This is a genomic window from Acinetobacter shaoyimingii (genome assembly GCF_011578045.1).
GTDB lineage: Bacteria > Pseudomonadota > Gammaproteobacteria > Pseudomonadales > Moraxellaceae > Acinetobacter > Acinetobacter shaoyimingii.
In genome coordinates this window covers 2,616,167-2,637,151 of sequence record NZ_CP049801.1, presented here as the reverse complement: position 1 = coordinate 2,637,151, position 20,985 = coordinate 2,616,167, and the positions used below count along the sequence as shown (strand labels likewise).

At 38.4% G+C, this 20,985-nt stretch carries 18 protein-coding genes and 1 pseudogene; 7 read left to right on the top strand and 12 right to left on the bottom strand.

Annotation, left to right across the window (positions count from 1 at the left end):
* Positions 1–540 precede the first annotated feature (540 nt).
* Positions 541–1,554 (bottom strand): tryptophan--tRNA ligase, encoded by a 1,014-nt coding sequence (gene trpS, locus G8E00_RS11845; RefSeq protein ID WP_166010448.1) that lies wholly within the window; start codon positions 1,552–1,554, stop codon positions 541–543.
* Positions 1,555–1,748: 194 nt separating this feature from the next.
* On the opposite strand from trpS, the gene G8E00_RS11840 reads away from it, so the two are divergent.
* From G8E00_RS11840 to G8E00_RS11830, 3 genes are all read left to right on the top strand, one after another.
* Entirely contained in the window at positions 1,749–2,675 is a 927-nt protein-coding gene (locus G8E00_RS11840) for a DUF808 domain-containing protein (RefSeq protein ID WP_166010450.1), read from the top strand.
* Positions 2,676–2,727: 52 nt separating this feature from the next.
* Positions 2,728–3,630, top strand: a complete 903-nt coding sequence (ypfJ, locus tag G8E00_RS11835) for a KPN_02809 family neutral zinc metallopeptidase (protein ID WP_166010452.1) — start codon at positions 2,728–2,730, stop codon at positions 3,628–3,630.
* Between the two features lie 218 nt (positions 3,631–3,848).
* Positions 3,849–5,348: a cation:proton antiporter gene (locus G8E00_RS11830; RefSeq protein WP_166010454.1), complete on the top strand. Its 1,500-nt coding sequence runs from the start codon at positions 3,849–3,851 to the stop codon at positions 5,346–5,348.
* Between the two features lie 108 nt (positions 5,349–5,456).
* On the opposite strand, the gene G8E00_RS11825 is transcribed toward G8E00_RS11830, so the two are convergent.
* From G8E00_RS11825 to G8E00_RS11815, 3 genes and pseudogenes are all read right to left on the bottom strand, one after another.
* Positions 5,457–6,353 carry an arginase family protein gene (locus G8E00_RS11825; RefSeq protein ID WP_166010456.1) on the bottom strand — a complete coding sequence of 299 codons (897 nt, stop codon included), beginning with the start codon at positions 6,351–6,353 and terminating at the stop codon, positions 5,457–5,459.
* 13 nt (positions 6,354–6,366) lie between these two features.
* Positions 6,367–7,335 carry a hypothetical protein gene (locus G8E00_RS11820; protein ID WP_166010458.1) on the bottom strand — a complete coding sequence of 323 codons (969 nt, stop codon included), beginning with the start codon at positions 7,333–7,335 and terminating at the stop codon, positions 6,367–6,369.
* Positions 7,336–7,852: 517 nt separating this feature from the next.
* Positions 7,853–8,822, bottom strand: a pseudogene (locus G8E00_RS11815) (alpha/beta fold hydrolase).
* A gap of 107 nt (positions 8,823–8,929) precedes the next feature.
* Here G8E00_RS11815 and G8E00_RS11810 point away from each other — a divergent pair.
* On the top strand, positions 8,930–9,265 hold the full coding sequence (locus G8E00_RS11810; protein ID WP_171522232.1) for an MGMT family protein: 336 nt from the start codon (positions 8,930–8,932) through the stop codon (positions 9,263–9,265).
* A 109-nt stretch (positions 9,266–9,374) separates the two neighbouring features.
* Here the strand turns inward: G8E00_RS11810 and G8E00_RS11805 are convergent, their stop codons facing one another.
* Positions 9,375–9,821 (bottom strand): universal stress protein, encoded by a 447-nt coding sequence (locus G8E00_RS11805; RefSeq protein WP_166224865.1) that lies wholly within the window; start codon positions 9,819–9,821, stop codon positions 9,375–9,377.
* Positions 9,822–10,162: 341 nt separating this feature from the next.
* Complete coding sequence (locus G8E00_RS11800; RefSeq protein ID WP_227591367.1) at positions 10,163–10,717, bottom strand: hypothetical protein; 555 nt, start codon at positions 10,715–10,717, stop codon at positions 10,163–10,165.
* A gap of 180 nt (positions 10,718–10,897) precedes the next feature.
* Between G8E00_RS11800 and G8E00_RS11795 the strand changes: the two genes are divergently transcribed.
* A complete protein-coding gene (locus G8E00_RS11795; protein WP_166224859.1) occupies positions 10,898–12,322 on the top strand; it encodes a KAP family P-loop NTPase fold protein in 1,425 nt (474 codons plus the stop codon).
* On the opposite strand, the gene G8E00_RS11790 is transcribed toward G8E00_RS11795, so the two are convergent.
* The 4 genes from G8E00_RS11790 to carA form a co-directional block, all read right to left on the bottom strand.
* The gene (locus G8E00_RS11790) at positions 12,323–12,946 is read right to left on the bottom strand and encodes a CatB-related O-acetyltransferase (protein WP_166224855.1); all 624 of its coding nucleotides are present in this window, start codon (positions 12,944–12,946) and stop codon (positions 12,323–12,325) included. It abuts the gene before it with no gap.
* Between the two features lie 338 nt (positions 12,947–13,284).
* Positions 13,285–13,761: a transcription elongation factor GreA gene (gene greA / locus G8E00_RS11785; protein WP_166010470.1), complete on the bottom strand. Its 477-nt coding sequence runs from the start codon at positions 13,759–13,761 to the stop codon at positions 13,285–13,287.
* A 93-nt stretch (positions 13,762–13,854) separates the two neighbouring features.
* Positions 13,855–17,085 (bottom strand): carbamoyl-phosphate synthase large subunit, encoded by a 3,231-nt coding sequence (gene carB / locus G8E00_RS11780; RefSeq protein WP_166224851.1) that lies wholly within the window; start codon positions 17,083–17,085, stop codon positions 13,855–13,857.
* 13 nt (positions 17,086–17,098) lie between these two features.
* Positions 17,099–18,241, bottom strand: coding sequence for a glutamine-hydrolyzing carbamoyl-phosphate synthase small subunit (gene carA / locus G8E00_RS11775; RefSeq protein ID WP_166224848.1), 1,143 nt, complete (start codon positions 18,239–18,241; stop codon positions 17,099–17,101).
* Positions 18,242–18,550: 309 nt separating this feature from the next.
* On the opposite strand from carA, the gene G8E00_RS11770 reads away from it, so the two are divergent.
* A complete protein-coding gene (locus tag G8E00_RS11770; protein ID WP_166010476.1) occupies positions 18,551–19,012 on the top strand; it encodes a hypothetical protein in 462 nt (153 codons plus the stop codon).
* A 134-nt stretch (positions 19,013–19,146) separates the two neighbouring features.
* On the opposite strand, the gene G8E00_RS11765 is transcribed toward G8E00_RS11770, so the two are convergent.
* Together G8E00_RS11765 and yhbY are read right to left on the bottom strand one after the other, a co-directional pair.
* Positions 19,147–19,683: a DOMON-like domain-containing protein gene (locus G8E00_RS11765; protein ID WP_166010478.1), complete on the bottom strand. Its 537-nt coding sequence runs from the start codon at positions 19,681–19,683 to the stop codon at positions 19,147–19,149.
* A 22-nt stretch (positions 19,684–19,705) separates the two neighbouring features.
* Entirely contained in the window at positions 19,706–20,029 is a 324-nt protein-coding gene (gene yhbY / locus G8E00_RS11760; RefSeq protein WP_166010480.1) for a ribosome assembly RNA-binding protein YhbY, read from the bottom strand.
* 199 nt (positions 20,030–20,228) lie between these two features.
* On the opposite strand from yhbY, the gene rlmE reads away from it, so the two are divergent.
* Positions 20,229–20,879, top strand: coding sequence for a 23S rRNA (uridine(2552)-2'-O)-methyltransferase RlmE (rlmE, locus tag G8E00_RS11755; RefSeq protein ID WP_166010482.1), 651 nt, complete (start codon positions 20,229–20,231; stop codon positions 20,877–20,879).
* The last annotated feature ends 106 nt before the right edge of the window (positions 20,880–20,985 follow it).

Below are 20,985 nucleotides of genomic sequence, written 5' to 3'. Positions count from 1 at the left end.
ATTTCCCGACATTTTTAATTGTTTCGCGCTTTGAATATTGAATTAATTTGTTATAAATACAGTGCAATAAGGTGTTTTAATCTACGTTTCTAAGCAAGAATGAGATCACCTTGAGTTTAGCTTTTGATTAAAAAATTAGCAAACTATTTCTGATTTGAGTAATTGATTCTTCTGAAATTTTTAATTGTATTTTCACAGCATTTTGGTCTTATTTACAAGATCATGCTATACGATACAAGCAATTTGAGCTATAAAATTTCAGTCAAAAAAAATACGCAAAGATTGGGGTGATCAATGCGTATAACAACGAATCTGCTTTCGCAGTTCCGGTTAAGGAGAAATGTTATGAACATTGGGGATGGTTCATAACTGTTATTAAATAATAATCAATAATGATAAATCGATCATATGTAATCGCGTTAAATAGTGTAAGTTCTCGTAAGAAGTATAAAAGTTCTGTGTATTTAAAAAAAACCTCTCAAAATGAGAGGTTTTTTGCATATTGCAAGATTGAGCAATATTTAGAGCGAACTAGGCGACTTAAAAACGAAATACGCCTAATCCCGCTTTAACTTCATCTAAAGTTTGCTGAGTAATATCACGGCACTTATCCGTACCCGCTTTTAAAATATCCATGATGTAGTCTGGATCCTTTTGAAGTTCCAAACGGCGTTCACGAATAGGCGTGATCAACTCTTTTAAAACACCTTCAAGGCGTTTTTTCACTGTACCATCACCTAATCCACCACGACGATAGTGCTCTTTTAATTCTGCAACAGCTTCTTTATCTGGGTCAAAAGCATCAAGGTATGTAAATACAACATTACCTTCAACTTGACCTGGATCTTCAACACGTAAGTGATTTGGATCGGTGTACATTGCATTGACCGCTTTTTTAATGTCTTTATCAGAAGCATCGAGCACAATCGTATTGCCTAAAGATTTAGACATTTTTGCCTTGCCATCGAAACCTGGTAAACGTCCCACATTTGAAAGAAGTGCTTTACATTCAGGCAGTAAATCTTGCCCAATTTGACGGTTCAAACGACGCACAATTTCATTGGTTTGTTCAATCATTGGGATCTGATCTTCGCCAACAGGAACGACAGTCGCTTTAAAAGCAGTAATGTCGGCAGCTTGTGCAACAGGGTAGCAAAGGAAGCCAGCAGGAATATCACGTTCAAAGCCACGCATCTGAATTTCAGATTTAATGGTTGGGTTACGTTCCAAACGCGAAACCGTCACAAAGTTAAGATACAACATGGTCAGTTCATTCAAAGCAGGTAAACCTGATTGAATACAAATTGTTGTTTTTGTAGGGTCAATTCCTACAGCTAAATAATCAGTTGCGACTTCAATAATATTACGGCGAACTTTTTCAAAATTATCGGCATTGTCTGTAAACGCCTGAGCATCAGCCAATAACAAATGTTGGTGATGTGAATCTTGTAAACCTACACGTGAACGTAAAGAACCGACAAAATGTCCAAGGTGAAGTTGTCCTGTAGGGCGGTCACCAGTTAAAATTACTGGGCGATTATCTAGATTACTCATTATGAATTCCGAAATAGTAGTCAGCGCTACTTCTATATACAAAGAATGGCGTTATTGTACGGTAATTTTTTTTTTAATGTCAGCAGGAATAAAATAGAAAGTGAAAAATAAAAAAACTTCTAAAAAATATTAAATAAATACAATTTTGTTAAAACAAAACATTAGAATGAATAAAAAATCTTAGGACAATAAAAATGGCAGGTAGTTTATTACTTTTACTCGATGATATCGCAACCATTCTGGATGATGTTGCTTTAATGAGTAAAATGGCGGCAAAAAAAACCGCAGGTGTATTGGGGGATGACCTTGCGCTGAATGCACAACAAGTGAGTGGTGTTTCTGCAGATCGTGAATTGCCCGTGGTTTGGGCTGTAGCAAAAGGCTCTTTTTTAAATAAATGTATTTTGGTGCCTTTGGCGCTGGTCATTAGTTTTTTTGCCCCTTGGCTGATTAATCCTTTACTCATGCTCGGTGGGTTGTTCTTGTGTTATGAAGGCGTGGAGAAAGTTTTACACTCACTTCATCATAAAAAAAGTCACAATGAGGAAGAAGCTGAGGTTGAACTTCAAGCTCTGCATGGCGACATTGCTACACTTGAAAAGCAGAAAATCAAAGGCGCAATCATGACCGACTTTATTTTGTCTGCTGAAATTATCGTGATTGCATTAGGCACGGTTGCAACGGCTGCCTTTAGTGTCAAAGTCGCTGTTTTATGTGTGATCGCTGTGCTCATGACCATCGGGGTATATGGATTTGTGGCCATGATTGTGAAAATAGATGACTTAGGTTTATATTTAATTCAGCAAGCATCAAATGTGAAGAAAACCATTGGACGTGGTTTGTTGGCATTTGCACCCAAGTTAATGAAAACTTTAACAATCGTTGGAACAATTGCGATGTTTTTAGTGGGTGGTGGTATCATTGCGCATGCTGTGCCACTCTTTCATCACTGGACAGAAAACTCGGTAGATTTTGCAGAGCATATTCCAAATTTGGGTCATATAATGGGTGCTTTAACACCGACTTTAATTAACTTTGCTATTGGTTTTGTAGCAGGGATCATCGTATTGCTGTTGGTTGGTTTGGCAAAGAAAATATTCGGCAAATCAAAAACTGCTTAAGAGTGATATTTGATAAAATAATCAATAATATCAAATAAAAAAGGAAAATATTATGCGTTGGAAAGGTCGTCGAGTTAGTTCGAATGTAGAAGATCGCCGCGGTGGTGGCGGTGCAAAAGCTGGTGGAATCAGTATTATTGGTCTGATTGTGGCTTTTATTGCTTGGAAATTCTTTGGGGTTGATCCGCAAATGGCGTATCAAGCGACCAAGCAAGTGACATCAGGTTCGCAAAGTCAAACAGGTAATCAAATTCAAAATCCGACACCACAACAACAAGAAGCCTATGAGTTTGTGGGTACAGTGCTGGCAGATACAGAAGATACTTGGACGCAAATTTTCAAACAAGCAGGTGCAACCTATACACCACCAAAGCTGGTGATGTTTACCGGTCGTGATACTTCAGCTTGTGGTTCCGCAGAATCAGCCATGGGACCATTTTATTGTCCAGCGGATCAAAAAGTGTATATCGATACAGAGTTTTTTAAAGATATGCGGACTCAAATGGGTATTTCAGGTGAGCAAAATCAATCAGAATTATCTGCACAAGATCAAGCTGGAGATTTTGCACAGGCATATGTTATTGCTCATGAGGTTGGACATCATGTTCAGAATCTTTTAGGGATTTCCAGTCAAGTTCACAAGGCACGTCAGCAATTAAGCCAAGCAGAAGGAAACCAACTCTCTGTCCGCCAAGAATTACAAGCGGATTGTTTTGCTGGAATATGGGCCAAGGACAATCATCAACGTACGCAGTTTTTAGAAAAGGGCGATGTTGAAGAAGCCATGGATGCCGCACATAAAATTGGTGATGATTATCTACAGAAAAAAGCACGTGGACATGTTGTACCAGATAGTTTCACCCATGGTACCAGTGCACAACGTATGACATGGTTTAATAAAGGCTTAAACACTGGCGATATAAATCAATGTGATACTTTTAAAAACCCAATATAAAGATCCATCTTGAAACTTATCTGTTTGACGTGGACATGACATTTTATTCATTGATCTACAGATAAGTTTTAAGTGATTAAAATACAAGCGAAAGTTTCTAAAAAAAACAATTTAAACAGCTAGAGGTTGAAAAAACATATAAAATCAAAAAATGTGATATTCATCATCCTCTTGTAATTATATGTATTCAGCGCGATAAAAGATAAACAGGCAAAGTCATGGGCAGTTATTTAATTCTTCAAGTTTTTACCGTAGTTTTTGCTTTATCAATTGCCACGACAATTTTTAACAAACGTGTTCTAGGTTTTCCGCAGGCCATAGGTGTGCCTATTGTATCGGCGATTTTCGTCTTTATTTTACAATGGGGCGCAAACTTACTTGGTGGAAATCAATTTATTTCCATTAACTTGCAGAATATCGAATCAGCTGTTCGACACATCGACTTTTATGATTTTTTGGTCAATGGTGTAATTTGCTTTATTTTGACCTCATCCGCTTTAAAATTTAAAGTTTCAGATTTAAAAGTCTTTTGGAAACCGATTAGTATTTTAGCCACGATTGCACTGGTGCTTTGTGCTGTTTTATTCGGTGGCTTATTGTTTGGGTTCCAATATCTCATTGGTAATCCAGTGCCGATTTTAGTACTTCTGTTATTAGGTTCTGCACTAGGTGCGACTGACCCAATTGGGATTAAGGGTGTATTGAGCTCTGTTCGTGCTCCTCATCATTTGATGGTGAAACTCGAAGGTGAATCATTATTTAATGACGCAATGTGTATTGCGGTGTTTATGACTTTACTCAATGTACTCGAAGGTGAGCATTTTAGCTTACTGCTAACTTTACAGACTTTGCTTTATGAAATCGTGGTTGCGGTCTTTATTGGTTGGGCATTTGGTTGGTCAATTTTACGCATTTTACGTGGCAAACATGAGATGGAATCTTTGATTCTCACCACAGCTTTATTGGCGTGTGGTTCTTATTTGGTTGCACTCTTTGCTCATGCCTCTGCACCCATTGCCTGTGTTATTGGTGGTTTGATTGTAGGGAATAAATGGAAGGAAATTTTACAAGAGCGCGAAATTCGTGAAGTGAATCATTTCTGGCATACGGTGGAAGGGATTATCAACTCTTTCTTGTTTACCTTAATTGGTTTAGAGCTCTTCATTCTCGATCTAAGCACGAGTATGATTTTGGGCGGAATAGTGGCGTTCGTTATTTTGCATTTATCACGCTTTGCAGCAAATTATCTCGCATTTGCGTTCTTTCCGTCGTTTAGAAAGAAAAGTTATAACGGTAGTTTGGCCATTCTGTCTTGGGGTGGTGTACGTGGGGGAATTTCGCTGGCCTTGATTTTGGCCGTTGCAAACGTTCCTCAACTCTCCGCATACAGTAGTATTCTAATTGGTTACACCTTTATTGTGGTACTGTTATCTGGTGTTGTGTGTGGATTAGGCTTACCTCCTGTGATGAATGCGTTTTATTACAATCCGCATGAGGAAACCACTGGATTTAAAGGTTGGTATCAACGCATGTGTAATAAAATGAACCGTTCTGGTGTGAAATATATTGTGGGCGAAGATGCAAATGGCAATGAAATTATCACCATTTATAACCCAGAAGCGATCTTAGATAAAAAGTCGGAGGATGGCGTTGCTGCAGTGCATCACCCTAATAAAGTGGATGAAGTGAAGCGTTTGGAAAACCCAGCTAACTTCTAACATAGAGACGGGATGTCACATGAAAGGGCGTTCCATTCTAAAACCACATTAAAGGGTATAAATTAAAATCCCTGATCGGTCTTATTATCAAGATCGGTTAGGGATTTTTTATTGTGCATGACTCAGTTCAATATTTTGTTTTGGATAATAAACTGCATTTGCAGCTTTAAAGGTGTTGACGTGAAGTGGGATTAAATCGACCAAAGGTTGATAGCCACCTGCCAACACAAACATGATGGGGAAGTTATATTTTTTTGCCAGTTGGAAGACCATCAAGTCACGTTCATAAAGCAGTTCAGTGGTAAACCACTGTGATCCAAAACGATCTTTTTGGTGACAATCCATCCCAGCTTGATAAATGATAATATCTGCCTGCCACTGTAATGCTGTTTCAAAGCCACTTAAGATTGCAGCTTTATATTCTTCAAAATTACCATTTTTAGGATGGATATGACGCGTCATACTGCGATCATTGGTGGTACATCCAAAAGCCAGTCCATAAATACTAAAATTAAATAAATTGCCAATCTCTTTTGAGTATTCAGCTGTACCGTTTCCACCATGTTGATCGCAATCTAAAATAAAGATTTTTTTACGAGGATATTGCTTTGCAATCAGTGCTAAACCATTAAAGGTACAATAGGCATTACCACGTTCATAAACAGCATGATGGAAGCCTTGAGCAATATTTGCAGCAATCCCATCTTTAAATGCTATTTCAGTGGCGAGAAGTTGTCCTGCTTGTATAGACAAGATCGCTTCTCTAAATTGGGGCGTCCAATTTTTAAAACCTTGTACCATGGCAAGTGGCTTTCGACCTTCAACAAAGGCCTGAACATATGCAGGGTCATGAATGGAGTAGAGTATTCGCGGATCGATACTTTCAGGATCAACTAAATCGGCGAGTTCATCACGTTCAAGTACTTCAGCAACCGCAGTTAATTTCTCCATGCTATTCGTATGAGTTTGTGCGTAATATCGATTTGAATAGCAAGCTTTTAACATATTCATACCTTCATTAAATTTGATCCAAAGCAACTTCTTTCAATTGGCTTAGTTCAGTCGTATCTGGACTGAACAAACCATTATCGATTTGTTGTTTGAAGTGTGCATTAAAGGCACGAGCACGGTTTTGTGGTGAAACAGCCAGAGTGGTTAGTCTTAAAAACCAAAAACCCTCGACTTGATCAATCGGTATCACAAAGCCCTTATATAATTTATTGGCACGTTTCTGAATGTTTTCATCATCATATTTCACAGAAAATAAACTGCCTTCGGGAATGCGAATGCCATTCATAATCAATGGAACGAGATTAATACATGAATGATCATCGCCCATATTGAGCTTTTCCATCATGATAGGCTCATCTTTGTCATCGACAAAAATGTTGATGAGACCTTGTCTGAGTAAACGACGATGCGCAACTTTTAAAAAGAATTTCTCTGCCATTGGACATGAGCCCACTTTCGGCTTTTCAGGTAGACTTTTAAGTTCTAATAGGTGTTCAGATATATCGGTTTTTCTTAATATAATATCTTCTAAAAAGTTACAAATCAGTTTGCTTTCTTCAAATTCAACCAGATTTTTAATATTTCTAAGTGTGGCTTGAAAATGGATTTCTTTTGTTAAAGTGTGAGAAAAGGTGTCATCTGGTTTTGCTTGAATATATTGTTTAGCATCTTCATTTAAGTCTAAATGACGCCAACTTTTTAGCGGTATTTGACGGGCATTTGCATCAAAAATAATTGATTTTAAGCTTTTAGTATCATAATCATCAAAAATACGAAAATCTTTGACATCAACATCATCACATTCTTGATTGATAAATTCTGCGATGACTCGTGTTGCTTGTGTGTAACCACATCCACGACGTTCTGTTTGATGACTAAAATGTTCATTCAGCATTTCAGTTAAATTTTTTGATAGTGGTGAAAGGTGAGTTTTAAAGCAGGTTAAAACTTCATGATCCCCTGGCTGGTTACCCATGTACATCTCCAAACCGAATTTATATTTTTATAACGCGTATAGTTTTTTTAAGTTTTGTTGAAACCTATCAAAATTTTAATAAATAAAAATCCAAGATTCTTCTGTGTTGAAAAGTGGCTTAAACTTTTATCGATTATTTTTATATTGAGTTAAAAATTAGCATTATTCTTTTGAAAAACCAAGTAATTAAACGCCAAATAATGCACTATTTTTAATATTTTTTTTGTTTAGTTCATTGGGCTTTGTTGTCTTCTCAGCCATGCATTGTGTTATAGGTTAAACAACACAAATGAGGGATGTGTTGATGAATATGGCGATTCCCTTGTCGAGGTTCGTCACTATACTTTTGACATTTCACATATGCAGTACAAGTCAGCACCTTTTTGCTCGTCTATTTTTATCAACGTTCTAAGAAATACACACAATAAAGTTCAGAACAGTTCAAATGTAGACAATTAAACACCCATTGATACATAGGCATTAAAGGGTGTTTAAATTGAAAACTGGCTGGAATTGACTATTTGATTTGTTGTAAAAAACTCAAGTAGTGCTGAACCACAATTTGTTCTTGTTCTAAAATAGGCGTGTGACCAACACCTTTTAAAATAATCGGTTCTTTGGCATTTTTGAGTAAGCTTTTTAATTCACTGGCAGCTTCTACATTAATAATTTGATCCTTTTCACCCCATATAATCAATGTAGGCTGATCAATCGACTTTGCGGCAATAGCAAAGGTCTCGGGTGTAAAGTTTTTAGACATGACAATTAATTGATCGATCAATTTTGAGGTGTTCGCTGCATTGGCCATCATCAGTTTTTCTTGTTCAGTTTTAAGCTCATTGGGAATGAAGGGGGGGATATTGGTGGCTATTTTAAAAATACGTTCAAAATCACCTGATTTATTCACCACAAAGCTTTTTAAGGTATTTGGATCTTTAAGGTAGGGGGTATTTGCAGATTTAAATACACCTGCTGAATCTACCAGTAACAGGGATTTAGTATCAATTGGATACTGTGCAGCATACAAAAGCGTGACCGCCCCCCCCCATGGAATGTCCAGCGACATGTAAATCTTTATCGACATGAATCGCCTCAGCAAAACGACGCAATTTTTCGGTCAAATTTGGAATGGAATAATCAAAGTCATTGCCAACTTTGCTGTCACCTTGACCGGGTAAATCAGGAATAATCACGTGAAAATAAGGCGTTAGATATCGTGCTACGCGGTTCCAGTTGTCACGACTGCCTGCAAGACCATGGACGAGCATGAGTGTGGGTTTACCCGCCGTACCACCTTCGCTGTATGCCCATTCAATATCGTTGACTTTAACTTTTTTACTTTGCAAGCCTGCCCAAGCACGCTCTTGTTGCAATATACTCTTTATATTAATTGTGGGTGAGGCAGCATAACTTGATGTGTTGATGGTCAATAAACTTGAGAAGCTTACGACCGTCGCAAGTGCAAATGCTTTGACATTCCTTTTCATTTTTTATACTCATTGTTTTTGTTGTCCTGTTGTACATTGAGATTAAATGAGCAGATCAACAATTGCATTTGCTTAAATCCAACGCAGCATTTTTTTTGAGTCAATCTATGACATTAAAATCAACATCAGCCACACAAGAACTCGCGCAAATGATTGTGGCGGTTGTGGCTCAGATTCCTTATGGCAAGGTTGCAAGCTATGGGCAGATTGCTGCAATGGCGGGATTACCACGGCATGCACGTTTGGTAGGTAGGGTGTTAAGCCAGATGGATGATTCAAGTAAGATTCCTTGGCATAGGGTCATCAATGCACAAGGTCGTATTAGTCTAAATCGCCTTGATGATCATGGCTACAATGACCAACAGGCAAAACTATTATCTGAAGGTGTGGTGTTTAAGCATGGAAAAGTAAGTTTTAAACAGTTTGGCTGGATTGAAGAATAGGGTCTGTTGATAAACAAAAAAAATCCTGATCAAAAATGAAAAGGATTTGGAGTCAAAATTGAATCAAAGCTAAGCATGATTGTTTATATGCATATATTGAAGTGTTTGTTTAGGCTTGCGCCTTTACCACAAACACAGGAACAGGGGATTCTGTAATCAGGCTTTGTGCGACACTTCCCATCAGTAACTTTTTAAAACCACTGCGTCCATGTGAGCTAAGCACAATCAAATCAATTTTAAATTGATCAACCGCTTTTACCAATGTACGAGGAATACTTTCACCTTCAAGCAGTTGAGCTTCAACCGAAACACCTTGAGCGACAAATTGTGCTTTGGCGTTGTCTAGGTTTTCACGAATGAATTGACGTGCTCGTTCAATCATATCGTTGGTTTGACCTTGAGTGAGATATTCAGATGCAATATAAGGATCAAGGGTCATGACTTGAGCCACGATAACTTTACTGTTAAATGCTTTTGCCAGCTCTACTGCATGTTGAATTACACTCAGTGAGATCTCAGAACCATCGACGGGCACTAAAATATGTTGATAAGACATGATCATACCTCCTTTATTTACACCATGATTTTATAAATATACATTGCTTAAAATCCTGTTTATTTATTCATCATATACCCATTGTTTGTAGAATAAAACCAAGTAAATTCATAGGGATATTAATCATTTAATGTTGTTGTTAGTTTGCAATTTTAGAAGTGTTTCATTATTAACAGCATTTTGATGATAGGTATTTTTTACTGATGATTATTTTGTGAAAATAATTGTTTCCAAGGATAAAAAGAGGGGGCGAGCAATTCTAAAAAATTAAATGAAGTTGAGTCATAAGCATTCATCATTCAACTTCATTTCAAGCAATACGCTCAATCAAATGTCATCCATTAGTGATGATAGGTTTGATAAACCAACGCACGCATACCTGCTCGTAAAGCAAAAGCACCGTGCATATAAACCGCACCTAGCCAATAGGGCACATTGAAAATATCACTATGGCGATATTTTACTTGCCCAAAGTCTGCCAAAAGCCCTTCAGCGAACATCCCACCAATAGCCAGTAAAATTGCTAAAATCAGCAACCACATTCGATCATAACTAAATAACCATCTGATCAAGAATGTGCTGTATAAGATGATGCAGAGTACCGTAGGGTCAAAGTTTCCAAAGCCACTTAAGATATACACCAGTGCAAAAGTCGTTAAGCATTCAATAAGTTCTATTTGGCTACCGAAACTGGTACTGGCTTTGAGATGGATAACAGTATGTAGTTTTGATGCGAGGAATGCGTAGCATATTCCCATAAACATAAAAGCAATAAAAAAGCCAGGCAAGACCCAACAAGCTTGACCGAAATACCATGGATTTGGGTAGCTGAGCGTTTGGGTATAGACATGGATGGCATCACAAATTGTGGCAATAATCGCTGCCAGTATTGCCATAAAGATAAGCCCCGATATATGTATTTTTGCTGTCATAGTCCTTACTGTCATTCTTGTTTTTAATGCACTTATTTATAAATTGTTTTTGTTGATTCGCCAATGACTTAGTTAAAATTAAATATGAATTTGAATGCAATTTATTTAAAATGAATTAATTACAGAAAAATTTAACGTTGAAATATGGATAACAATCAACTGAATTGGCATAAAGATGATTTTGAGAATATTAAAACGACTTGGGAAGGTGATCTATGGGATCGTCGTCGTTTAGGGGAACAACTTACCCAGTATGTTGATCGTTTGCAGTGCGGGGCTGTGTTGGCTTTAGATGCTCGATGGGGCGAGGGCAAGACTTGGTTTGTAAGGCATTGGGCAAAACACTTAAGTGATACTGACCATAATGTGATTTATTTAGATGCTTTTGCTAATGATTATTTGGAAGATCCTTTTTTGGTCATTTCTTCGGAGATTACCAGTTGTTTATCTAAAGGCTGTGATGTTGATCAATGTCATATCAATACATTCAAACAAAAAGCTGCGGCTGCATATCATGCTTTATTACCAAGCTTGCCTAAAGTTTTACTCACTCTAGGTTTAAACTTAATCAGTGGGGGAGTGCTAGGAACTGTTGCTCAAGAAATACATAAAGTAGGTGAGAAGGCTATTGAATCTGCTATTGATGAAATTAGCGATAAAATTAAAGAAAGTATTGAAGAAAAAATTGAAACTCATGAAGCAGATAAAAATACATTATTCGCTTTTAAACAAGAATTGGCTAAATTGGCTGAACAGTTAGATAAGCCTTTAGTTTTTATTATTGATGAACTTGACCGCTGTCGTCCTGACTTTGCTATTCGTTTAATTGAGAGAATAAAACACTTTTTTGATATCAAAAACATTGTATTTGTTCTGGTAATGAATAAACCACAATTATTGCAATCTGTTAAAAGTTTTTATGGTTATGATTCAGAAATGAATGGCGATTATTTAGAAAAATTTGTAGATTTTACGATTCATTTAAAAACTGATTCGGAAGGTTATGATTATGAAGCTATTATAAAAAGTCAATTATTTAGAATCGGGGAGTTAAGTTCATTAGATGATAGAAATGAGCTATTGTATTGGACTCTAGGTTTACAATTAGACAAACAGTTAAATAGCAGGGAGCTAATTAAAAAGCTTAATCAATATGCACTATTAAGAACTGAAAATAAGAATAAAAACTTAGTTCTACTCAGTGTAATAATGGGGGTAGAGCCTTATGCAAACTACTATATTTATATTAGTTCAGTAGTGAAAAAGTTAGTTAATTATCTATGTAAAAATAAGATGGAGCTTTTGCGAAGACATAATTTAAGAATTTATCATGACAAAACAATTGATGATATTAGAGATGCTGAATGGTATAGGATTATTTTAGAATCTGATTTAAATATTGAGAGTATTTTTATAAATATAATTTTGAATGCATATGACTCTTTTCATGGAGATGAAAATATGGAATATCAATTGAATACTGTCTTAAAAGAAGTATCAATATATAACTTAAATCATCCAAATGATTTTATAAATGATTGGAAAGCATACATTTTAAGGGGTATTTAATTATAAATTATTGAAATATATTGATAATTGTTCAACATCATCCGTCTGTAATTGTTCACGCATCTTTAAAAACTGCTTTTCATCTAAGTCATAGAGCTTTAGGGAAAGTAGTTTTTTGATATCTTCTTCAGGAAAGCGGTATTTGATTATTTTGGCAGGTACACCACCCACGACTGCATAAGGTGGAACGTCCTTTGTCACCACAGCACCTGTTGCCACTACAGCACCTTCACCCAAAGTCACACCTTGCATAATCATGGCACGGCTTCCAATCCAACAACCATCTCCAATAACAGTATTCCCAGCAGGCACAAAACTACGGGTATCAAAAGGAAATGCTGAAATCCAGTCTGTACGGTGCAACTGATTGCCTCCCATCATAATCACACACTCAGCACCAAAACAGACAAAATTGCCAATATACAGCTGATCGATCGGTTTTTCTGGGGTAGAGGGTTTGTCGTGTAAATAGCGCACCACACAACGCTCAAAACCCTGATCCCAATAAGCAGAGTAGTAGCTGTAATTGCCCTTGATGTGAATATTCGGATTTTTCACCGTTTTCGAAATAAATTCGAATTCGCACCAATGATTGACAGGTGAGTTGATGAGCTTTTCGGACATGGGGAAGTTATGTTGCTGGGGTGGTGGGATTATAACGTAGTTAAGCCATTCTTTGGGAAAGAGGGGGTTGGAGAGATTCTAGTTTATTTCCCTCACCCCAACCCTCTCCCAAGGGGAGAGGGAGTATCCATTAAGGTCTATTGCTATTTGAAACATAAAGAAGTTCCCTCTCCTTATAGGAGAGGGGTAGGCAGAGGTAAATTTCAATATTGGGCAAGTCATTAAAGAATCTCTCTAAATCTCCTTTTCAAATGGGGACTTTTATCCATTGAAAGGTAAAATATAAAAACAAAAAAACCCCTCAAAAGAGGGGCTTTAAAGTCAAACATAGCTAAAAATTAGATATATTCAACTTTCACAATTTCGTATTCCACTTCACCTTGAGGTGTTGTGATTTTTGCTTCATCGCCTTCGTTTTTACCCAAAAGACCACGCGCAATTGGAGAGTTCACAGAGATCTTATTGATCTTAAAGTCTGCTTCATCATCACCTACAATTTTGTAAGTTTTACGCTCTTCAGTATCTAGGTTTTCAATGGTGACAGTCACACCAAACACCACTCGACCATTTTGCTCAAGTGTTTTTACGTCCACAAGTTGGCAAGCACCCAATTTACCTTCGATGTCTTGGATGCGACCTTCGCAGAAACCTTGTTGCTCACGCGCAGCATGGTATTCTGCATTTTCTTTTAAATCCCCATGCTCACGTGCTTCAGCAATCGCTGCAGTAATACGTGGACGATCAATCGATTTAAGTTGATGTAATTCTTTCTCCAAGGCTTCTTTGCCTTCAGGAGTCATAGGATAACGTTGCATTGTTGTCCCTCAAGTTAAGTACTTAAAAAGTACAGTTTATAAATAAAAAAAAGCCCGCCACCGATAAGGCGACGGGTCTTATCGGAAACTTAATTAACCTTTAGTAAGATCTTGCAAACGATACACATCCATTGGCAATTTGATTGCTAAAGCTTGGCATACAGCATCGGCTCCATTCAAGGTTGTTGTGTAATACACTTTACCTTGAAGTGCAGAGCGACGGATCGAGAACGAATCCTGCTGAGCTTGTTTACCTTCTGTAGTATTGATAATGAGGTGAACTTCACCATTTTTCAAGCGGTCGACGATATTAGGGCGACCTTCTGTGACTTTATTCACACGTTCACATTCAATACCAGCTTGCTTAATCACATCATAAGTACCGCCAGTTGCCAAGACCTTGAAGCCAAGATCAGTCAACTGTTTTGCAATACCCACAGCGCGAGGCTTGTCAGAGTGACGTACAGACAAGAATGCATGCTTCACTTCACCTGCGGTTGGAAGACCAGGTAAGCGATCATTTGAGCCTAACACAGCTTTATAGAACGCTTCACCAAATGTTTTACCCACACCCATGACTTCACCTGTAGATTTCATCTCAGGTCCAAGAATTGGGTCAACGCCAGGGAATTTGTTGAATGGGAACACTGCTTCTTTCACAGAGAAGTGCTCAGGGATAATCTCTGTTGTGAATCCTTGAGATTCTAAAGATTGACCCGCCATACAACGTGCAGCAACTTTCGCTAAAGATTCACCGATACATTTAGACACGAATGGCACAGTACGAGACGCACGTGGGTTCACTTCTAAGATGTATACGTCAGTACCTTTTACTGCAAACTGAACGTTCATCAAACCAATCACGCCAAGTTCTTTTGCCATTGCAATGGTTTGACGGCGCATTTCGTCCTGTACTTCTTGAGATAAAGAGTACGGAGGAATAGAACATGCAGAGTCACCTGAGTGAATACCTGCTTGTTCGATGTGTTGCATGATACCGCCAATCACAACGTCTTTACCGTCAGATACGCAGTCTACGTCAACTTCAATCGCATCATCTAAGAAGTGGTCAAGAAGTACAGGCGCTTCATTAGAGGCTTGAACCGCATCACGTAAGTAGCGTTTCAATTCGTCATCGTTATACACGATTTCCATCGCACGACCACCAAGCACGTAAGAAGGACGTACCACAAGTGGGTAGCCAACTTTCGCAGCTTCAGCCATACCTTCTTCAGCAGATTTTACGATGCTGTTGTTTGGTTGGCGAAGTTGTAGACGTTGAATCATTTGTTGGAAACGTTCACGGTCTTCAGCACGGTCGATTGCATCTGGAGAAGTACCAATGATTGGCGCACCTGCTTCTTCTAAAGCACGAGCCAATTTCAATGGTGTTTGACCACCGTACTGAACGATAATGCCTTTAGGCTTCTCGATACGTACGATTTCAAGTACATCTTCCAAAGTGATAGGTTCGAAGTACAAACGATCAGATGTATCATAGTCTGTAGACACCGTTTCAGGGTTACAGTTCACCATGATGGTTTCATAACCATCTTCACGCATTGCAAGCGCTGCATGTACACAGCAGTAATCGAACTCGATCCCTTGACCAATACGGTTAGGACCGCCGCCAATCACCATGATCTTGTCACGTGTTGAAGGATTTGCTTCACATTCTTCATCGTAAGTTGAGTACATGTACGCTGTATCTGATTCGAACTCAGCCGCACAAGTATCGACACGTTTGTAAACTGGGGTTACGCCCAAGTTCCAACGGTGCTTACGGAATTGCTTTTGTGAAATACCCATCAAGTTTGCAATACGAAGGTCAGATAAACCTTTACGTTTAAATGCACGGATATTATCTGCGTTCAAATCACCAAAACCTAAAGTCTTAATTTGTTCTTCAGTTTTGATGATGTCTTCGATTTGGATCAAGAACCATTTGTCGATATTGGTTGCTGCAAACACTTCATCTAGCGTGAAACCATGACGGAATGCATCACCAACAAACCAAATACGCTCAGGACCTGGCACTTTAAGCTCTTGAAGAATTTTATCTTTCGCGCCTTCAGTACCCACTTCGATTTTTTCATCGAAACCACATGCGCCCACTTCAAGACCACGAAGGGCTTTTTGCATAGACTCTTGGAAGTTACGGCCAATCGCCATCACTTCACCCACAGATTTCATCTGAGTGGTTAAAGTTGCATCCGCTTGTGGGAATTTCTCGAAGTTAAAACGAGGAATCTTAGTAACAACATAGTCAATTGCAGGCTCGAATGAAGCAGGCGTTGTACCGCCAGTGATGTCGTTTTTCAACTCATCAAGGGTATAACCTACAGCCAATTTCGCAGCAATTTTTGCAATAGGGAAGCCAGTTGCTTTAGACGCAAGGGCAGAAGAACGAGAAACACGTGGATTCATCTCGATCACGACCATACGGCCGTCTTTCGGGTTAATACCGAACTGAACGTTCGAACCACCTGTTTCTACACCAATTTCACGAAGTACCGCTAAAGATGCATTACGTAAAAGTTGGAATTCTTTGTCTGTCAATGTTTGCGCAGGAGCAACAGTGATTGAGTCACCTGTGTGCACGCCCATTGGGTCAAAGTTTTCAATGGTACATACAATGATACAGTTGTCGTTTTTGTCACGAACAACTTCCATTTCGTATTCTTTCCAACCAATTAAAGATTCATCAATCAATAATTGTTTGGTTGGAGAAAGATCGAAACCACGTTCACAGATTTCAATGAATTCTTCACGGTTGTAAGCGATACCACCACCTGAACCACCCATCGTAAATGAAGGACGGATAATCACAGGGAAGCCGAAACGCGCTTGAATGGCTAAAGCTTCTTCCATTGACTCTGCAATGTCAGCTTTTGGACATTCAAGACCAATTTTACGCATCGCTTGGTCGAAGAGTTTACGATCTTCAGCTTTTTCAATCGCTTCTTTGGTCGCACCAATCAATTCAACATTGTATTTTGCAAGAATGCCATGCTCATCAAGTGCAAGGGCACAGTTCAATGCAGTTTGACCACCCATTGTAGGAAGTACTGCATCTGGGCGCTCTTTTTCAATGATGGCTGCAACAGTTTGCCAAGTAATCGGTTCGATATACGTTGCATCTGCCATTGCAGGGTCAGTCATAATGGTCGCTGGGTTAGAGTTCACCAAAATAACACGGTAGCCTTCTTCACGAAGTGCTTTACACGCTTGCGCACCTGAGTAGTCGAACTCACATGCTTGACCAATCACAATAGGTCCCGCACCAATAATTAAGATGCTTTTAATGTCTGTACGTTTAGCCATGATGCTTCCTTAATTACTTCTTAGATGCTTCGATAAGTTCGATGAAGTGATCGAACAATGGTGCGCAGTCATGTGGACCAGGGCTTGCTTCAGGGTGACCTTGGAAGCTGAACGCAGGTTTATCTGTACGATGAATCCCTTGTAGGGTTTGGTCGAACAAAGATTTGTGCGTCGCTTTTAGGTTTGCAGGTAATGTTTCTGCATCTACTGCGAAACCGTGGTTTTGTGAAGTAATCATCACTGTACCTGTTTCAATGTTCTGTACAGGATGGTTCGCACCATGATGACCATGAGGCATTTTTACAGTCTTCGCACCACTTGCAAGTGCAAGAATTTGATGACCTAGGCAAATACCAAATACAGGAAGGTTTCGAGCATCTTCAACAATTGTTTTTACAGCTTCAATTGCATAGTCACATGCAGCTGGATCGCCAGGACCATTTGACAAGAACACGCCATCTGGATTCAAAGCAAGTACATCAGCAGCAGGAGTTTGTGCAGGAACAACAGTCAATTTACAACCGCGATCTGCAAGCATACGTAAGATGTTGGTTTTGACACCGTAATCGTATGCAACAACATGGAATTTAAGTTCAGGTTGTGAAAAACCTTTTCCAAGTGTCCAAGAGCCCTCAGTCCATTCGAAACCATTCGGGTCGCAACATTCTTTAGCAAGGTCTAAGCCATTTAAACCACCAAATGCGCGTGCTTTTTCTAATGCTTGTTCTTCTGTAATATTTTCGCCAGCAAGGATGCAACCATTTTGCGCACCTTTGTCACGTAAAATACGGGTGAGTTTACGTGTATCAATATCAGCAATCGCAACAACATTGTGTTGTTTAAGGTAGTCACCTAAAGATTGAGTTGAGCGGAAGTTGCTGTGCAATAAAGGCAAATCACGGATAATTAAACCGTTTGCCCAAACTTTATGAATTCGACCTGATTCTGCATCTTCTTCATTGCACCCTGTATTACCAATATGTGGGTAAGTTAAGGTCACTAATTGTTGTGCGTAACTAGGATCAGTCAAAATTTCTTGATAGCCAGTCATGGCAGTGTTGAAAACGACTTCACCAGTCGTACTACCCGATGCACCAATAGAAGTACCTTTAAAGATAGTTCCGTCGGCAAGGGCTAAAATTGCTGGGGTGCTCAAACCAAAGCTCCTGAAATTTAGGCTGTAAAAAAGCGAGAAGACGAAAAAAAAGGAAGGCTATTTTTTAAACCTACCCTCCCTATGTCTGCTCGCTTGAACTTAACAGCGCATTATACGGATGAACATTGCCAAAGTCCATTTAAATTATAATGAATGTCGGAGAATAATTGTTCAATTTTTAATTAATAGGTTATTTTTTGAATGCTTCATAAAAATGTAAGAAATTAATAATTGTTTAACAATTCAAACGTTAAGTTTTATCAAGTGCTTCTATACTCATGTTTTAATAATAATTGGGGATTAAAAATCATGACGACTACTCAGAAAACAACAACAGCTAAACCTCGCGTTACTCGAGCTGTAAAAAAAACCGCTGTAGACAGTGTTGAAAAGCTGGAAAAAATTGCAGAAACGGCGAAAACTCAAGCTTTAGAAGTTGTTGAAGAAAGCAAAGAAGCACTTGATGTTGAAGTAAAACAACTCAACGAAAATGTTCAGAAAGAATTCAATAGCTTCAAACAAGAATTGTTAAAACGACTTGAAACGATTAAAACTCAGTTCTCTGGTACGCAACAAGATTTGATTGAGCTTAAAAGTTTCATTAAGTCTGAGTTAAATAGTGTGGTGAGCGAATTGTCAAAACTTGGACTTGAATTGAAATCTGATGTGAGTCAAATTTCTGTAAAACATAAAGATCAATTGGTGGATACACTTAAGCGTTCAAAGGAACATACCTTGGAAGTTTGGCATAAAGTGTCGACCAAACAATAAACAGTTGTTGAGGCTTTAGTGTAGTTAAAAATCTACATACAAAAACGTTACATACAAAAAAAGTGAGGTCATATGCCTCACTTTTTTTCGTAACCTATCTGTGCATATGATGATCATCATCACATGATCCAGATTTAAAAGGTGTGTAGCCAATCTCGCTTATTGTGGAAATCCGCATGTGGACCACTATGCTGCATCGCATAAAAGTGCAGACCTTTAGAGGTATCAAGAACAGCACTTAACCCAATAAAAAGATCCGACCATTTAAGGTTGTTGGCTGTCATAAACTCACCCAGATCTATGCTGACATTTAGACCATAATGAGTGCGTTTGAGTTGAACAAGTTCGATATCGTAAGCTGCTTGAGGAGGCATGTCTTCAGGATAGCGATATTCTTCAAACTGATAGGCTTGCCATGCTTGAGAAGGGGAAAGATTGATCTCGCGATAATAATCTTCATTTTTAACCCCAATGAAAATTTCATAGCAGGTTTTTTCCCAAAGAAAATCTTGTCTTGGATGAGACGTGACTAATTCTGGATACTGAATCAGTTGATTCGGATCTCGTAACCAGAAGCCCACATTCAAATTACATGGAGCAACTTGCTCAATTGCTGCGACAAGTGACACATCGTAAAAACGATCAAAGGCACTGAGTTCATAACTTGCCATGAAATATCTGCTCTAGTTTGAATTAGTTACTCAAATGAGCGTGACGCACCAAGTTTGAAAGTTTGGCATTTTGTTTTGGCGCTTTTTTGTAAAGCAATACAATTTTTCCGATGGTTTGCACAATTTCAGAACCTGTTACTTGAGCAATTTCTGCAATGAGTGCAGCACGTGCTTCACGATCTTCAGCAACAATTTTCACTTTAATGAGTTCGTGATCATTCAAAGCACGGTTTGTTTCTTCAATGACATTTTCAGTCAACCCTTGTCCACCTAACATAACCACAGGGTTAAGTGCATGTCCAATTTGACGCAAACGTTTGCGTTCCTGAATAGATAAAGCCGCCATAAAGATAACCTAATTTTAAAAACGACTTAGTATAGCAAACACCACGTTTAAACGCTGTAAATTCTGTAGAAATAATCGATCAGCTTAATCAAAAAAAATCATTTATCTGAACACGTATTTAGATACAGATGGATACTGCATAGAAATTAAAATTCACGTACAATAAAAAGTTATAAGTTTAAGATGTATTTAAAGAGTTATGGCAACACGCATTACCAACCAAAAGTTATCAAAAAGTAGTCGTGAGTGGATGAGAGAGCACTTGGATGATCCTTTTGTAAAAAAAGCGCAGAAAGAAGGTTATCGTGCACGTGCTGCGTATAAACTCCTTGAAATGCAAGAGAAATATAAAATTATTAAACCAGGCATGGTCGTGGTTGACTTGGGTGCTGCACCTGGAAGTTGGTCACAAATTGCTGGTAAATTAGTGGGTGATAAAGGTATTGTTGTCGCATCAGATATTTTACCGATGGATGCACTTCCAGATGTAACGTTTCTGCAAGGTGACTTCCGAGAAGAAGAAGTTTTCGAAAAATTGTTAAATATTTTAAATGGACGCACCGTAGACGTTGTAATTTCAGATATGGCCCCCAATACAAGTGGTAATAAGGCTGTTGATCAACCTAGACAAATTTATTTGTGCGAACTTGCACTCGATTTTGCAAATAAAGTGCTGGGACCGAAAGGTCAATTTGTGGTAAAAGTTTTCCAAGGCACTGGTTTTGATGAATTCCGAAAGCAAGTAGTCGACAGCTTTAGTGTATTGAAGACAGCGAAACCTGCGGCTTCTCGTGCGCGTTCTAAAGAAGTTTTTTTAATTGGACAGGGCCGTAAAAAAGTTTCTCAATAAAGTTTACTTGCCAAGTACTCAAAAATTGTGCATTTTGTACGATTTAAAATTATTGCGAAACGATTTACTCGCTTTTTGTTAAAGGTCACCCAGTTATGGGCATGAT

Bases quoted from the DNA above. Each gene is read 5' to 3' on its own strand.
- G8E00_RS11825 (WP_166010456.1), bottom strand. From the start codon at position 6,353: ATGTTAAAAGCTTGCTATTCAAATCGATATTACGCACAAACTCATACG.
- G8E00_RS11820 (WP_166010458.1), bottom strand. From the start codon at position 7,335: ATGGGTAACCAGCCAGGGGATCATGAAGTTTTAACCTGCTTTAAAACT.
- yhbY (WP_166010480.1), bottom strand. From the start codon at position 20,029: ATGGCGGCTTTATCTATTCAGGAACGCAAACGTTTGCGTCAAATTGGA.
- trpS (WP_166010448.1), bottom strand. From the start codon at position 1,554: ATGAGTAATCTAGATAATCGCCCAGTAATTTTAACTGGTGACCGCCCT.
- carB (WP_166224851.1), bottom strand. From the start codon at position 17,085: ATGGCTAAACGTACAGACATTAAAAGCATCTTAATTATTGGTGCGGGA.
- G8E00_RS11765 (WP_166010478.1), bottom strand. From the start codon at position 19,683: ATGGCAAGTTATGAACTCAGTGCCTTTGATCGTTTTTACGATGTGTCA.
- greA (WP_166010470.1), bottom strand. From the start codon at position 13,761: ATGCAACGTTATCCTATGACTCCTGAAGGCAAAGAAGCCTTGGAGAAA.
- G8E00_RS11770 (WP_166010476.1), top strand. From the start codon at position 18,551: ATGACGACTACTCAGAAAACAACAACAGCTAAACCTCGCGTTACTCGA.
- G8E00_RS11790 (WP_166224855.1), bottom strand. From the start codon at position 12,946: ATGTCCGAAAAGCTCATCAACTCACCTGTCAATCATTGGTGCGAATTC.
- rlmE (WP_166010482.1), top strand. From the start codon at position 20,229: ATGGCAACACGCATTACCAACCAAAAGTTATCAAAAAGTAGTCGTGAG.
- ypfJ (WP_166010452.1), top strand. From the start codon at position 2,728: ATGCGTTGGAAAGGTCGTCGAGTTAGTTCGAATGTAGAAGATCGCCGC.
- G8E00_RS11795 (WP_166224859.1), top strand. From the start codon at position 10,898: ATGGATAACAATCAACTGAATTGGCATAAAGATGATTTTGAGAATATT.
- G8E00_RS11800 (WP_227591367.1), bottom strand. From the start codon at position 10,717: ATGGCAATACTGGCAGCGATTATTGCCACAATTTGTGATGCCATCCAT.
- G8E00_RS11805 (WP_166224865.1), bottom strand. From the start codon at position 9,821: ATGTCTTATCAACATATTTTAGTGCCCGTCGATGGTTCTGAGATCTCA.
- G8E00_RS11840 (WP_166010450.1), top strand. From the start codon at position 1,749: ATGGCAGGTAGTTTATTACTTTTACTCGATGATATCGCAACCATTCTG.
- G8E00_RS11830 (WP_166010454.1), top strand. From the start codon at position 3,849: ATGGGCAGTTATTTAATTCTTCAAGTTTTTACCGTAGTTTTTGCTTTA.
- G8E00_RS11810 (WP_171522232.1), top strand. From the start codon at position 8,930: ATGACATTAAAATCAACATCAGCCACACAAGAACTCGCGCAAATGATT.